The sequence below is a fragment of the Mangrovibacterium sp. genome, from assembly GCF_059905295.1.
This window is the reverse complement of the sequence record NZ_JBZQJF010000038.1, coordinates 1-15,113: the sequence shown is the minus strand read 5'-3', so window position 1 is coordinate 15,113 and position 15,113 is coordinate 1. Positions and strand designations below refer to the sequence as shown.

The window sequence follows — 15,113 nt, the reverse complement described above, 5'->3', positions numbered from 1 at the left end:
CTGTGGAAGATGCATGCGGAAATGTCCGGTAAAAGCCATCTTCGTGGAACAGGACGACCTCGACAAGATCAAAACATTTAAATACCGTGTTGTTCTTTTCCCGTCGGTCATGATCGGTCAATTCCCCGAAAACTATACGGAAGACCAGATTTACGCCGCACTGCTAAAAATGGGTTTCACTCATGTTTATGAAGTAGAGCAACCTATTGGTTTTCTCAAAGAATCGATTCGGGATTACTGTCGGAAAGATAAAAACAACCGTCCCCATATCTCCACCTTTTGCCCGTCCGTGGTGCGACTTATACAAATCAGGTATCCCTCGCTGCTCGAAAACCTGATCCGCTGCAAGGCGCCACAGGATTTGGGAGCTAACTTTGCCTTGGAGCAGCTACTGGCTCAAGGAGCCAAACGAGAGGAAATCGGGTTATTTTACGTAACTCCCTGCATTGCCAAAATGAGTTCGGTGAAAAGTCCATTGGGTGAAACTGAATCAATCGTTGATGGCATCATCAACATGAACGAGCTTTACAACAAGGTTCGCAAAAACATCAGTACCAAAGACGTAGCCGACACGAGCGATCAGCGAACAACGTTAACGCGCGACGGAATTCTGTGGAGCCTGACACGTGGTGAAGCGAAGCACTTTGGCGAACGGAGTATGGCCATCGATGGGATTCACAACGTTGTAAAATTCCTGGAACGCCTGGAAAACGAAGAAGTACCGGACATTGATTTTCTGGAGCTCCGCGCTTGCGACCAAAGTTGTGCCGGCGGGAACCTGCTATCGGGCAATCGTTTTCTCACATCGGAGCGACTGGAACGAAGAGCAAAACGCTACCATCCGGCAATAAAATTTAAGGACCACCCGGTACAGGCCATGGCAGAAACCTTAAAACCGAAGCTTGTTTCAGAACAAATCAAACCCAAACCAGTGTTCATTCTGGATAAAGACCGGGAAAAAGCGTTGGAGAAAATGAGCAAGATGCAACGAATCATATGCTTCCTGCCCGGGATTGACTGTGGTGCATGCGGTGCCCCCAACTGCCAGGCTCTTGCCGAAGATATGGTATGCCAGCAAGCAAAAATGTCAGACTGTGTATTCCTGCAACAAACATGGCAGGAAGAAAATAAAATATCAACCTCCAAAGCCCTGAAGAATATGGAGAAAAAATGGGGCAAAGATCGATTTAAAGCAGATTGTAATAAAAGAGGAAGAAGAAATGAAGGTTTCTGAAATTGTAGATCAACTCGGACTCAAAGTCATCTCGGGAGAGAAAGGTCTCGACCGGGAGATAACCGGAGCTTATGTCTCCGACCTGTTAAGTGATGTGATGGGCAATGCCCATGAAGGGCAAGTGTGGATTACACTGCAGGTACATCAGAATGTAATGGCTATTGCTTCTCTGAAAGATATGGCCGCTGTCATCTTGGTGAAAGACCTGAAAGCGAACGAAAACACAATTCATCACAGCGATGAAGAACAAATCCCGATCCTGTCAAGCTCTCTGTCAACATTTGAAATCGCCGGTAAATTGTACGCTTTACTGAACAACAAATGATGCGGAAGTTCAGGGCCGACCTGCACCTGCACACGGTACTTTCACCATGTGCAGATCTGGCCATGAGCCCTGATGAGATCATTGCACGCGCTCAGCAAAAAAAGCTGGATATTATCGCCATAACCGATCACAACAGCACCAAACAATGCAAGGTGGTTCGTGAAATGGCAGCTGATTCCGGAATTGTGGTTTTAAATGGTTGCGAGGTAAACAGTCGGGAAGAGGTTCACTCCCTTTGCCTGTTCGAAGACGACCATAGTATGAATGAATTTCAAGGATTCATCGAACATTACTTGCCACATATTCCGAACAAACCCGATTATTTCGGCTACCAGGTTGTGGTAGATAAAGACAACCAAATTGTCGAAGAATTGCCTTGGTACCTGGGAAATAGCTTGCAGGTAGAGTTGGAAACAATCGCCAATTTCGTGCACCAACTCAATGGAATATTCATCCCGGCTCATATCGACCGGCCGATGAACAGCATTTTCAGCCAACTGGGATTTTTACCCCACGAACTGAAAATCGATGCCCTGCAGATCAGCAAGCAAGCTCACGAAAGCCAATTGCGTAGGCATTACGACATACACCCCAATATTACACTTATAAAGGCATCCGATGCCCACTATCCGGAGGATATTGGCACCGCATGCTCAACCTTCGAACTGGTTAATCCCTCATTCGAAGAAATAAGATGGGCTTTGAACCAACAAAAGGGCCGATCAGTAAAAATTGAGAAATGATTGAACTCTCATTACATATACTTGACCTGGCACAAAATTCGATCCGGGCAAATGCCAGACTCGTTGAAATTCACATTATGGAGAATCCCAACGAAGGGTATTACCGTATCGTGATAAAAGATGACGGCGATGGTATGGATGCAGAAACACTGGAAAAAGTAACCGATCCGTTTTTCACGTCGCGAACAACACGGAAAGTAGGCTTGGGAATTCCAATGTTGAAGCAGAATGCAGAACAATGCGATGGTTCTTTTCAAATTGAATCGGAACTCGGCGTAGGTACCGAGTTGACAGCCATCTTTGGCTATCACCATATCGATCGTCCTCCCTTGGGTGATATCACAGGGACGATCATGATTCTGCTGGCCAATGAGAGGGGAACTGAAATTTTATATCGTCATCAAACCATACAGGGCGAATTCAATTTTGATTCGCGCCAAATAAAAAAAATACTGGAAGGAACTCCGCTCGTTACCAAAGAAATAAGAGATTTCCTAAGATCAATGATTGAAGAAAACTTAGATCATATTCAAATTACGAGAGAATGATTTCCGACCAATTAGACCAAGTACGAAAAAACTGAAATTAGAAGTAAAAACAGAGAAAAACGTAATAAAAAACCAAGAATCGTAATGACAAAAATTAAATCATTAGCTGACCTGCGTAAACTTAAAGACGAGGTGCAGTCAAAAATCAAGCTCAGGGAGAAAGGAGACCATCCGGAGAACCTGATCCACATTAAAGTATCTATGGCTACCTGCGGAATCGCATCGGGGGCCAAAGAAACGATGAACTACCTGATCGAAGAACTCGACCACCAGGGTATTGATGCCATTGTCACCCAAACTGGTTGCATGGGCTATTGCTATGCCGAACCCACGATCGAAGTAACCGTACCAGGCAAAGAACCAGTTATCTATGGGCATGTCAACAAAGACAAAGCGCTCGAAATTATCGAAAAACATCTCAAGCTAAACGAATTGGTTGATGGCATTATCCCAACCAACTACAAAACCATTGAAGACTAACAAACCCAAACAAAATGGCAGAATTTAATACCCATATACTGGTCTGCGGTGGAACGGGCTGTAAAGCCTCCCAAAGCGACCTGCTGAAAACAAATTTGAAAAACCGATTAGCAGATCATGGCCTTCAGGACCAGGTTCAGGTGCTGCAAACCGGCTGCTTCGGATTTTGTGAAAAAGGGCCGATTGTAAAAATCCAGCCCGACAATACCTTCTACGTATCGGTTGAACCGAAAGACGCTGTTGAAATTGTTGACGAACACATTTTGAAAGGGCGTAAAGTAGAACATTTGCTTTTTGTCGATCCTAAAAAAGATAAGCGGATTGACGATAGTAAAGACATGGACTTTTACAAAAAACAAGTCCGTATTGCACTTCGCAACTGTGGTTTTATCAACCCTGAAAATATTAACGAATACATCGGTAACGATGGCTATGCCGCTTTGGGTACTTGCCTGGAGAATTATTCGCCGACCGAAGTAATTGATATCATCAAAAAATCAGGGTTACGCGGTCGCGGTGGCGGAGGTTTCCCTACCGGCCTGAAATGGGAAATTACACACAAGGTTGAAGCAGACCAGAAATATGTCGTCTGTAATGCCGATGAAGGTGACCCGGGAGCATTTATGGACCGGTCAATCCTCGAAGGTGACCCGCATTCCGTAATTGAGGCGATGGCCATTTGCGGCTACTGCATTGGCGCATCAAAAGGCTTGGTCTACATCCGGGCCGAATATCCGTTGGCAATCAAACGCTTGAAAGTTGCCTTGGAACAGGCTGCTGAATTTGGGCTACTCGGTGAAAACATCCTGGGCTCAGACTTCAATTTCGAGATTGAAATCCGTTACGGAGCCGGTGCTTTCGTCTGCGGTGAGGAAACAGCCTTGATCCACTCCATGGAAGGTCTGCGCGGCGAACCAACTTTCAAACCACCATTCCCGTCAGAATCGGGTTACATGGGCAAGCCAACCAACGTGAACAACGTGGAAACCTTCGCCAATATTCCTCCAATCATTAACAAAGGAGCCGAATGGTTCTCCAGTATTGGAACTGAAAAGTCAAAAGGAACAAAAGTGTTTGCTCTCGCCGGAAAAATCAACAATGTCGGTCTGATTGAAGTTCCAATGGGGATTACCCTGCGCGAAGTGATCTACGACATTGGTGGTGGTATTAAAGACGGAAAAGAGTTCAAGGCCGTGCAAACCGGCGGACCATCCGGCGGCTGCCTGACCAAAGACTTCCTCGATACACCAATCGACTACGACAACCTGTTAGCTGCGGGATCGATGATGGGTTCGGGTGGTATGATCGTAATGGACGAAAGTGATTGTATGGTTTCCATTGCCAAGTTCTACCTCGAATTTACCCTCGACGAATCTTGCGGGAAATGTACGCCTTGCCGCATCGGGAACAAACGTCTTTTCGAAATCCTCGACAACATAAGTCAAGGCAAAGGGACTAAAGAAGATATTGACAAATTGCGCATGCTTAGCCATGTGATTAAAGACTCAAGCTTATGCGGTTTGGGACAAACCTCCCCCAACCCGGTACTGTCAACACTCGACCATTTTATCGACGAGTACACCGCACACGTGGAACACCACAAGTGTCCGGCCGGTCAATGTAAAGCGCTGCTAAGCTACCACATTGATGAGGAAAAATGTACCGGATGTACGCTGTGTTTCCGTAACTGCCCGGTTGGTGCAATTTCGGGTGAGAAACGCGGACCACACTATGTCGATCAGTCACTTTGTATTAAGTGCGGTATCTGTTTGGAGAAATGTAAGTTTGACGCGGTAAAGATCGCATAACAAAGAGGATTAAACATGGAAAAAATCACATTAAATATCGACCATAAGAGCATCGAAGTTCCCAAGGGAACGACGATCCTGGAAGCAGCTGCAGAAGTCGGCATCGACATTCCGACACTCTGTCACATGAAGCTTCACGACATGAATATTGAAAATAAACCCGGCGGGTGCCGCGTCTGCGTGGTAGAGGTGAAAGGCCGCCGCAACCTGGCACCAGCTTGCTGTACCGAGGTAGCCGAGGGCATGGAAATCAGCACCCACTCGATGCGCGCCGTAAATGCTCGTCGTACGGTTCTTGAGCTGATTCTATCGGATCACCCCGCCGACTGCCTGGTTTGTGCCAAGTCGGGCAACTGCGAATTACAGGACATGGCTCACCAGATGGGAATTCGTGAAGTCCACTACAAGGGAGCTCAAACTCATTACCGGGAAGATACTTCCCCTGCCATCATTCGTGAAATGGATAAATGTATCCGATGCAAGCGATGCGAAACCATGTGTAACACCGTGCAAACAGTAGGTGTCCTTTCAACAATCAACCGCGGTTTCGAAGCTGTTGTATCACCCGCATTCGAGATGAACCTCGACCACTCGACCTGTACTTATTGCGGTCAATGTGTTGCCGTTTGTCCAACAGGTGCCTTAACTGAAGTCGACGAAACCGGTGCTGTTATCCGGGCCCTTTCTGATCCTGCAAAAACCGTTATTGTTCAAACGGCTCCGGCTGTACGTGCTGCTTTGGGTGAAGAATTCGACATGGAAGCAGGCACCCTGGTAACCGGGAAAATGGTTTCAGCCTTACGTCGATTAGGATTCGATTATGTGTTCGACACCGACTTTGCAGCCGACCTCACCATTATGGAAGAAGGTACCGAGTTACTGGATCGTTTAGGCAAGTACCTGGGTGGTGACCCAAATGTAAAAATGCCAATCTTAACATCATGCTGCCCTGCCTGGGTGAAATTCTTTGAACATCAGTTCCCTGACTTAAAAGATATCCCATCTACTGCACGTTCCCCGCAACAAATGTTCGGAGCTATTGCAAAAACCTATTTCGCTGACAAGATCGGTGTAAAACGCGAGGATTTGGTGGTGGTTTCTATCATGCCATGTGTTGCAAAGAAATATGAAAGTAGCCGCGATGAGTTTGCTGTAAACGATAACCCGGATGTGGATTACGCCTTAACAACCCGCGAGTTGGCATCATTGATCAATTTGTCGAATATGGATTTCCAATCGTTACCGGAAGAAGATTTCGATCAGCCAATGGGAGAATCAACCGGAGCCGGAGTTATTTTTGGGACAACAGGAGGGGTAATTGAAGCTGCAGTTCGTACGGCCTACGAAATTCAGACCGGCAAATCGTTGCCAAAACTCGATTTTGAAGAACTACGTGGCATGGAAGGTCTTCGCAAAGCAACAATCGACTTCGACGGAACTCCAATCAACATTGGTATTGCTCACGGACTGGGTAATGCCCGTCAACTGCTCAATGAAATCAAGGCTGGCAAAAGCGAATTTCATGCGATTGAAATCATGTCGTGTCCCGGCGGATGTATTGGCGGCGGTGGTCAACCATACCACCATGGCGATGTGGAAATTCTGAAGAAACGTCAGAAGGCGCTTTATTCCGAAGACAAAAACAAAACGCTTCGGAAGTCGCACGAAAATCCACATATTCAAAAGCTTTATGACGAATTTCTTGGAGCTCCGATGAGCGAAAAAGCCCATCATCTGTTGCACACCAAATATTTCGACAGAAGCTAGTCGAGGAGACGTCATTCTTAGTCATTAATAGTCAATCAATAGTCATTTAGTTGTCATTAATAGTCAATAATTGTCACGCTTAGCTACCTTAACATGAAACTGGAAGATTTACAGGTTTACCAAATATCGATGGAGTTGGCCGATGAAGTTCACGCCCTTGTTATTCAATGGGAAAACTTTTACAGGTTCTCAATCGAGCAACAATTACTCGAGGCTACAGATTCGATCTCGGCCAATATCAGTGAGGGTTTCGGACGGTTTCATTACAAAGACCATAAGAACTTCCTCTATTTTTCAAGAGGCTCGCTTTTTGAAACCAAAACCTGGCTAACAAAAGCCTTTCGGCGTAACTTGATTGATGAGGAAACCTTCGGGAAACTTATGAAATCGTATGACTCGTTGGTCATCAAACTAAACAACTACATCAATTCAATTGGCTCCAAAGGCAACTGACCCCAAAAACAACGAATGACAAATGACTCATTGACAATTAATGACTGTAGATAAAACATCATTTCAACTTAAACGAAACATCATGACCAAAATAAAATTAGCAGAGAAAACCGTTGAACTGATTAAATCGGTTTGTGCTCAGTTTAACAACCAGGAATCAGAATTAATCAACGTACTTCACCAGGTTCAAAGTAAATTGGGCTACCTACCAGCCGAAGTGCAGGAGGTAATTGCCAATGAGCTGAATATGTCGGTGGCAAAAGTTTACGGCGTTGTAACATTCTATTCATTCTTCACCATGCTTCCTCAAGGTGAACACCCGATTTCCATTTGCATGGGGACGGCCTGTTATGTGCGTGGAGGAGAGAAAGTGCTTCACGAGTTTAAACGCCACCTTGGCATAGAAGTGGGACAAACCACCGCCGATGGCAAGTTTTCTATCAACTGCCTGCGCTGTGTGGGTGCCTGCGGACTAGCTCCGGTGGTACTGGTTGGTGAGAAAGTTTACGGCCGGGTATCACCCCAACAGGTTAGTAAAATTATTGCAGAGTACCAGGAAGGCTGCTCTGAGGCTCAAACAGCCTGACTCGTAGCCCAAGAACCCCAAACGATGCGTTAGCGCGGAAGCGAAAGCGAATTTGCCTTGGGTTACAGCTTCGAACCCCTTGGTTAAGGGGTCGGAGGTCTTATCGAAGGGGTTATTACCCCTTGCCTATGGGCTAATCGGCTGTTCGGAAGAGCTTATTGGTCATTCGGAAGACCCTAAAACCTCTTCCGAAGACCCTATTGGGTGTTCGCCGAAGCCTTTTACCCCTTGCCTATGTGGTAATTGGCTGTGGCGAACAGGCTTTTGGCTTATCGCCTTTGGGGATGCCTCAGTAAGGGATATAAACAAAGAAGAAGCCGGCGGGAAATTACCCGGCGGCTTCTTTTGTATTTTTACCACTTTCGTTATCTATTTTTGAAACAGAGGCCAAGCCTTCCCCCCTCGGGGGAACGGGAAGGGGGCTTCTTATTTCTTAAGCATAATGTTGAGAACCATCTTATCGACCTCACTCATACCTTCAGAACCAATGTCGCTTAAATTGTTAATGGTTTTATCCACGTCTTCATCCGCAATTCCTTCCAGCGAACTTACCACTTTATTATCCATCGCCATCATGGCTGAGAAAGTGGCCGATGAAACCGAGCTTGATACTTTCAACGCACAGCTTGGCTTAGCACCGTCGCACAACATACCCGCAATGTTACCAATCATGTTTTTCACTGCATAGGCGACCTGGTCACGGTTTCCACCCATCAGGTGGGTAATTCCGCAAGCTGCACCAATCCCGGCTACAGTCACACCACACAAAGCTGATAAACGTCCTAAGCGACGTTTGATATAAATTACCATGAGGTGACTCAATACCAATGCCCGCACCAAGTCATCTTCGGGCTTTTTCATTTCTTCAGCAAAAACAACCACCGGAAGTGTGCAGGTAATTCCCTGGTTACCACTCCCCGAGTTACTCATCACCGGAACCATAGCTCCAGCCATCCGCACATCGCAAGCCGAAGCGGTAACGGCTACCAGACGATTGTAAACACTGGTTCCCATGACATGTCGGAAGGATTCGTTTTCAATAACACGGGCTACCGAATGCCCAAACGAACCTTTCTTAGACTCTTCAGCTGCCATTTTATTCAATTGTGCAGCTTCGAGCATAAAGTGCAAATCGTCGACCGGAGCTTCCATGGCGAAGTCGTAAATCTTATTGAAGTTTAACTCCACATCGCTGCTTTCAGCCATCTGAAAATTTCCATTGGTAAACTCATCATAAATAACCTCACCATTGGCTTCAACATAAGCGATGTTGTTGTGACTCCCACAAATAATAACTTTGGAATTCTTCGTTTCGCCGTAACAGCGAGCCTCTATATATAACTTATCTGGTGTATCTTCTTTGAGTTCTACAGAAGTCCGCTTTTCCTCAACAATTTTCTTGGCTTCGGCTAATGCCTCCGGGTTCATGTCTTTCAAAACTTCCAGTCCGTATTCCGATTTACCAACCACCATTCCTAAAGCAATGGCAATAGGAAGCCCGATCATTCCGGTTCCCGGTATTCCGACACCCATGGAGTTCTTCAGAATATTACGACTCAGAAACAATTCAGCTCTGGCAGCTTGTTCTCCCAATACTTCCTTTGCCTTTGCAACTGTTAAGGCAACAGCGATAGGTTCGGTACAACCAATTGCAGGAACGACTTCACGTTTAATTAAACTCAAAATCGCATCGATATCTTCTCGTTTCATTTTCAACAACCATTATTTGAATAACAAATGATAGGTCTGGAAACATCGAAAATATTACAAGCTCAAATTATGATTTAAATTAGGTTTTCAGTCGAAATAGTGAATAATCGGAAGTTTGATACTCTATAAATCCTTAACCGACCTCTTCAGCAACCAGATCTCGAATCTCCAGAAAATTCCATTCCAACACCAACATATTATCGATGAAAAAGTTATAAATATCAGGCCATTGGTTTTGTCGATGAATATCAACGTTTTTTTTCCGGATGAAAATTCGGCTTACCTCTTCCCCTTTCGGCAAGCTGTAACAAAGTTCCCATTCCAAACCATTTTCGAAGCCATCTTCAATAATTACCCGATATTTTTCCAGTTGTTCATAGACCTGTATCCTACGATCTTCGCTCCTTGCATTGATCTCAAGCATGACTAAAGCCTCTGACCTGTCAATCTCAAATTTGAGATCAAGCCCACTGATTTTGGTATCATAAAGCATCCATTTCTTCTTTCGACCCTTTAATTCCGGCACAATTTCGCACCGTTTTCCGAACAAAATCCAGAAATCTTTCCTTAATTTTTTCGCTTCTTCCTTCGTATACATCTTTCATTCACCGATTAATCCTCAAAAATACACCGATAAACGCATTTTTAAAATGCTTTGTCTATTTCATATTAACGCCTTCATGGATATCGCCTATCATTGCAGTGCGTTTGAGAAACTTAATAGCGATAAACAGGACTTAGTTTTTTTTGTTAGCAATTTGCAATTTTTGAAGAACCATTGATTCTATGTATGTAGCCAAATCTCTTATAAAAGGATCTTTCAAGTATTCGTTCAATCATTTAGAGCGGATACTAAGAGTGGAAGGAGAGGGAAATTTAGAGCTCGATATCATATCAAATACAATTGATTCGGTTATCATGGATCCACAATTCGATCCCGAAATCGGAGCTATTGTTGACCTAAAGAATACATACTATCATCCTTCATACGATGAATTAATGGCAATTAAAGATCATTTATATGCGGTGAAAGATCGAACAAGTAGAAAAATTGCCTTAGTTGTTAATGATGACTTGTATTTCGTGGCGATAATGATCTGTATGTTTTGCCAAAAGTTTGGGATGAAAATGAAGGCTTTTAGAAACCCAAACAAGGCAAAACATTGGATCATCGAAACTACAAGCTGAAAATTTTTCCAGGCCGAAAAGGCCGAATTCTTATCTCAACTTAGTGTTCAAAACCCGACAATCTCTCACGTCGGGTTTTTTTTGAACATTTATTCATTTGATTTGTCTAAGTATGCGCAATTAGGTGAATTCAATGAAACAACTGCTGACTCCTATTATTATTCTTTCAATTCTCTGGCATACCATGTCAGTCACTGCAGTTTTCATTTCATTTAAACTCAATCAGAATTACATTGCTAAATACCTTTGCATTAACCGAGACAAACCGGAATCGAACTGCCACGGATGTTGCCAATTAAAAAAGGAACTGAAAAAACAGCAGAAAACAGATGCTGAAACTCCTGAAAATGAGCTAAAAAAACTTGAAATCCAATATTTTCCTGCTTCGAAAAAAAAGAAACTGGTTGTACCGTTTTTATTGGGGAAACGAGTAGTTATTAATCAATACATACACAACTTTTTAACGTTAGGCGAAATCTTTCATCCTCCAAAAGCCGCTTCCTCCGGAACTTCAATTTAAATAACGTCAAACAAAAGTCCCTCCGTTGGGACAACATCAAAAGAGTACAAAATGAATACAATGAACCAGCCTTTTCAGAGGATAGGGCTTCGACTTGTACTGTTCTCTCTTGTATTCAGCTTAACCTATATACAATACAGCTGGGGACAGACAGGTAAAGTAAAGCTAATTGATAGTGATGACAAACATCCCATTAGTGACGCTTCATTTCAATATGGCGATAAATCGGGAATTTCCGATTCTGATGGAACAATATACCTAAACCCGGTTTCGGGCAATTCATTAAGGGTAAAACATATCCAATACGGCGAATTTTCCTTTAGTCCGAAAGAAGTAGAACAGGCTATCCAATCCGGCTTTATTTCTCTTCAGCCCCAAACACATCTATTGCAACCCGTTGTTTTATTACAGGTACATCCATCTGCTTCCGACAAGGAGAAAATGAATATTGAATCGCAAGATTTGCTGGAACATGACGCCGGCAATTTACTGGATCAGTTCATGGCCATTTCAAGTATCCGAAAAAGCGGCGCCTACGGATTCGACCCGGTAATCCGAGGTTTCAAGTACGACCAGATTAACCTGGTCATTGATGGAGTTCAGGGAGCCACCGCCGGTTGTCCAAACCGAATGGATCCATCGGCCAGCCAGGTTCCTCTGAATATGATCAGCCAGGCTGAAGTAGTGAAGGGCCCTTATAGTTTACGCTACGGAAATGCTTTAGGTGGAACCGTCAATTTTAAAAGTACGGGATTTAATTTTAGCGAAAGGGGCAATCTAAGCGGCCGCATCAGTAGTAGTTACGAAACAAACGGAAATGTATCGCGGAATGAAGCATTAATGAACTACACAAACCAGATTGCCGACCTGAAACTGTTTGGCTCCTATGCAACAGGTGACGATTATCAGGATGGTGACGGCTTAACTGTCCCGGCGAATTTCAACCGACGAAATATTGGGGGAAAACTAGGCATTAAGTTTAGTGACTCACAAGAACTAAGTGCCATGGTTGCCAACAATCATGCTAAAGACGTTGATTTCCCGACATTAGCCATGGATCTTCGAAAAGATGATACCTGGTTATTCAACCTGGGGCATACAGCCCATTTTCACAAGTCGAGTCTAAAGCACTGGGAGACCCGACTATATGCCACTCGGGTACATCACGTAATGGACAACTACAGCAAATTACTGGAACCACGCATGGTTGATGCGATTACTTTTGCCAAAACCCGGAACTTCGGAGGACGGACTGAAATACAATTCAACTTTGACAAATCCTATCTGTATGCCGGCGCTGATATGCGAATCGAGAAAGCTGAAGGAGAACGGCAAAGAGAAATGCTTATGGGCCCAATGGCCGGTAAGACAATTTACGACAATGTTTGGCAGGAAGCACAAATAAGCAAAAGCGGCCTGTTTGCAGAATATCACCTGCCAGGGATTAGCTACCAGCTGGTTTTCTCTGCCCGACTTGAGATGAACCATGCAGAAGCTGATAATCCAGATTCTAATTTTGCCACACTGTATGACGGTAATTTGACATCAGATCTGGTTAACCCTGCTTTTAGCCTGGGGGGAACCAAACAACTTAACAAGTATTTTTCTGCTGGCCTGTGGTTTGGACTAACACAGCGTAGTCCGGGCTTGGCAGAACGTTATATCAACTACTTCCCGATCGGCCTCGATCCCTATGAATTGGTTGGAAACCCAAATTTGAAAGCAGAAACCAACAAACAATTTGATTTAGTGCTATCGTGGGAAACGACAAATACAGCGGTTAAACTGAATGGCTTTGCCGCTTTTATCGATAACTATATTTCATCTGAAATCAGGGATGATCTGTCGCCTAGAATGTCCTCTGCACCGGGAGTGCGACAGTACATTAATGTGGATCAGGCATTGCATAACGGTTTTGAGCTAAGTTGGAAACAAGCATTCTTGCCCCAGTTGCATCAGGTTGCTGAGTTGGCCTACACCTACGGTAAAAATAAAGATACAGGTGAAGCACTGCCTGAAATTCCACCGGTGGAATTTCGGTACCGACTACAAAGCACATTTCTCCAACAAAAGCTAAAGACTGAGCTTGTCTTCCGGCACTCATTCAAACAAGATCGAATAGCCACCAGTTATGGGGAACATTCAACGCCAGCGTTCAATGTCGTTGATTTGAAAGCCAGCTATGCCCTCTCCGCAACACTAAATTTAAGAGGTGGAATCAACAACTTGCTGGATGAAGCCTATTACGAACACCTTAGCCGAAACATCAACGGATCAACACGACCGCTTTACTCTCCGGGACGAAGCTTCGATCTCAGTCTGGCCTTTAATTTTCAGTAAACTTGTTTAGAACTTCACTTTGAGTGAAACCCAGTTATGAACAATGCAATAAAGAGGATAAAAAAAGCCGCTCTCCTTTAGGAGGCGGCTTTTCAATTTATTTCGTATTCAGAATTACTTCTTGTATACTTTTTTGTATCCGTAGATAGCTGAAGCACCCAATTCTTCTTCGATACGAAGTAATTGGTTGTATTTAGCCATACGGTCTGAACGGCTCAATGAACCAGTTTTGATTTGACCTGAGTTTGTAGCTACTGCGATGTCAGCGATAGTTGAATCTTCAGTTTCACCTGAACGGTGAGAAGTTACTGAAGTATAACCAGCGCGGTGTGCCATTTCAATAGCGTCCAAAGTTTCAGTCAAAGTACCAATTTGGTTAACTTTGATCAGGATTGAGTTAGCAGCACCCAATTCGATACCTTTTTTCAGGTATTCAACGTTAGTTACGAACAAGTCGTCACCAACCAATTGGCATTTGTCACCCAATTTAGCATTCAAAGCAACCCATCCGTCCCAGTCGCCTTCATCCATACCGTCTTCGATAGAGTCGATAGGGAATTTTTCAACCAATTCTGCCAAGAAAGCAGCTTGTTCTTCAGAAGAACGTTTTGCACCGGTAGCACCTTCGAATTTGCTGTAGTCGTAAACACCATCAGCATAGAATTCAGAAGCAGCACAGTCTAAAGCGATAGAAACATCACCACCGTCTTCTTTGCGACCTGGTTTGTAACCAGCGTTTTTGATTGCTTCGATGATTGAGTTCAAAGCATCTTCAGTACCGTCCAAAGTTGGAGCGAAACCACCTTCGTCACCAACAGCAGTACTCAAACCGCGTTTGCTCAATACTTTTTTCAAGCTGTGGAATACTTCAGCACCCATACGCAAACCTTCGCGGAATGATGGAGCGCCGATTGGGCGGATCATAAATTCCTGGAATGCAATAGGAGCATCTGAGTGAGAACCACCGTTAATGATGTTCATCATAGGAACAGGCAATGTTTTTGCATTTGCTCCACCGATGTAACGATATAAAGGCAAACCGAATGCATCAGCAGCAGCTTTAGCAGCAGCCAATGAAACACCCAACATAGCGTTTGCACCTAATTTAGATTTGGTTTTAGTTCCATCCAATGCCAACAAGGCGGCATCCAAAGCAACTTGGTTAGAGGCATCCATACCAATGATTTCTTTCGCGATCACTGTGTTCACGTTTTCAACAGCCTTTAACACACCTTTTCCAAGGTAACGACCTTTGTCGCCGTCACGCAACTCCAGTGCTTCGTTTTCACCTGTTGATGCACCTGATGGTACAGCAGCTAAACCTTTAGCGCCACATTCCAAAGTGATTTCCACTTCTACAGTTGGATTTCCGCGAGAATCAAGGATTTCTCTACCAACAACGTTACTAATT

14 protein-coding genes are annotated in these 15,113 nt (G+C 44.2%); 11 read left to right on the top strand and 3 right to left on the bottom strand.

Annotation, left to right across the window (positions count from 1 at the left end; all coding sequences use genetic code 11):
• From AC37HE_RS02405 to nuoE, 9 genes are all read left to right on the top strand, one after another.
• Positions 1 to 1,234 (top strand): [Fe-Fe] hydrogenase large subunit C-terminal domain-containing protein (locus tag AC37HE_RS02405; RefSeq protein WP_500781179.1); only part of this gene is annotated, 1,234 nt, incomplete at its 5' end.
• Positions 1,221 to 1,559: a DRTGG domain-containing protein gene (locus AC37HE_RS02400; RefSeq protein WP_500781178.1), complete on the top strand. Its 339-nt coding sequence runs from the start codon at positions 1,221 to 1,223 to the stop codon at positions 1,557 to 1,559. The genes AC37HE_RS02405 and AC37HE_RS02400, both read left to right, overlap by 14 nt.
• Positions 1,556 to 2,302: a PHP domain-containing protein gene (locus tag AC37HE_RS02395; RefSeq protein ID WP_500781177.1), complete on the top strand. Its 747-nt coding sequence runs from the start codon at positions 1,556 to 1,558 to the stop codon at positions 2,300 to 2,302. The genes AC37HE_RS02400 and AC37HE_RS02395 overlap by 4 nt, the downstream gene beginning before the upstream one ends.
• Entirely contained in the window at positions 2,299 to 2,850 is a 552-nt protein-coding gene (locus AC37HE_RS02390; RefSeq protein ID WP_500781176.1) for an ATP-binding protein, read from the top strand. The genes AC37HE_RS02395 and AC37HE_RS02390 overlap by 4 nt, the downstream gene beginning before the upstream one ends.
• 84 nt (positions 2,851 to 2,934) lie before the next feature.
• Entirely contained in the window at positions 2,935 to 3,330 is a 396-nt protein-coding gene (locus tag AC37HE_RS02385; RefSeq protein WP_500781175.1) for a (2Fe-2S) ferredoxin domain-containing protein, read from the top strand.
• 14 nt (positions 3,331 to 3,344) lie between these two features.
• Positions 3,345 to 5,138 (top strand): NADH-ubiquinone oxidoreductase-F iron-sulfur binding region domain-containing protein, encoded by a 1,794-nt coding sequence (locus AC37HE_RS02380; protein ID WP_500781174.1) that lies wholly within the window; start codon positions 3,345 to 3,347, stop codon positions 5,136 to 5,138.
• 15 nt (positions 5,139 to 5,153) lie between these two features.
• Positions 5,154 to 6,905 (top strand): NADH-dependent [FeFe] hydrogenase, group A6, encoded by a 1,752-nt coding sequence (locus AC37HE_RS02375; protein ID WP_500781173.1) that lies wholly within the window; start codon positions 5,154 to 5,156, stop codon positions 6,903 to 6,905.
• A gap of 93 nt (positions 6,906 to 6,998) precedes the next feature.
• Positions 6,999 to 7,358: a four helix bundle protein gene (locus tag AC37HE_RS02370; RefSeq protein WP_500781172.1), complete on the top strand. Its 360-nt coding sequence runs from the start codon at positions 6,999 to 7,001 to the stop codon at positions 7,356 to 7,358.
• 82 nt (positions 7,359 to 7,440) lie between these two features.
• Positions 7,441 to 7,944 (top strand): NADH-quinone oxidoreductase subunit NuoE, encoded by a 504-nt coding sequence (gene nuoE / locus AC37HE_RS02365; protein WP_500781171.1) that lies wholly within the window; start codon positions 7,441 to 7,443, stop codon positions 7,942 to 7,944.
• Positions 7,945 to 8,370: 426 nt separating this feature from the next.
• Here nuoE and AC37HE_RS02360 read toward each other — a convergent pair whose 3' ends face one another.
• Together AC37HE_RS02360 and AC37HE_RS02355 are read right to left on the bottom strand one after the other, a co-directional pair.
• Positions 8,371 to 9,654, bottom strand: a complete 1,284-nt coding sequence (locus AC37HE_RS02360; protein WP_500781170.1) for an L-cysteine desulfidase family protein — start codon at positions 9,652 to 9,654, stop codon at positions 8,371 to 8,373.
• A gap of 133 nt (positions 9,655 to 9,787) precedes the next feature.
• Positions 9,788 to 10,252 carry a DUF4268 domain-containing protein gene (locus AC37HE_RS02355; RefSeq protein WP_500781169.1) on the bottom strand — a complete coding sequence of 155 codons (465 nt, stop codon included), beginning with the start codon at positions 10,250 to 10,252 and terminating at the stop codon, positions 9,788 to 9,790.
• Positions 10,253 to 10,572: 320 nt separating this feature from the next.
• Between AC37HE_RS02355 and AC37HE_RS02350 the strand changes: the two genes are divergently transcribed.
• Together AC37HE_RS02350 and AC37HE_RS02345 are read left to right on the top strand one after the other, a co-directional pair.
• Positions 10,573 to 10,842 carry a hypothetical protein gene (locus AC37HE_RS02350; protein ID WP_500781168.1) on the top strand — a complete coding sequence of 90 codons (270 nt, stop codon included), beginning with the start codon at positions 10,573 to 10,575 and terminating at the stop codon, positions 10,840 to 10,842.
• A gap of 571 nt (positions 10,843 to 11,413) precedes the next feature.
• A complete protein-coding gene (locus tag AC37HE_RS02345) occupies positions 11,414 to 13,702 on the top strand; it encodes a TonB-dependent receptor domain-containing protein (RefSeq protein ID WP_500781167.1) in 2,289 nt (762 codons plus the stop codon).
• A 114-nt stretch (positions 13,703 to 13,816) separates the two neighbouring features.
• Here AC37HE_RS02345 and eno read toward each other — a convergent pair whose 3' ends face one another.
• Positions 13,817 to 15,112: a phosphopyruvate hydratase gene (gene eno / locus AC37HE_RS02340; RefSeq protein ID WP_500781166.1), complete on the bottom strand. Its 1,296-nt coding sequence runs from the start codon at positions 15,110 to 15,112 to the stop codon at positions 13,817 to 13,819.
• Position 15,113 lies beyond the last annotated feature (1 nt).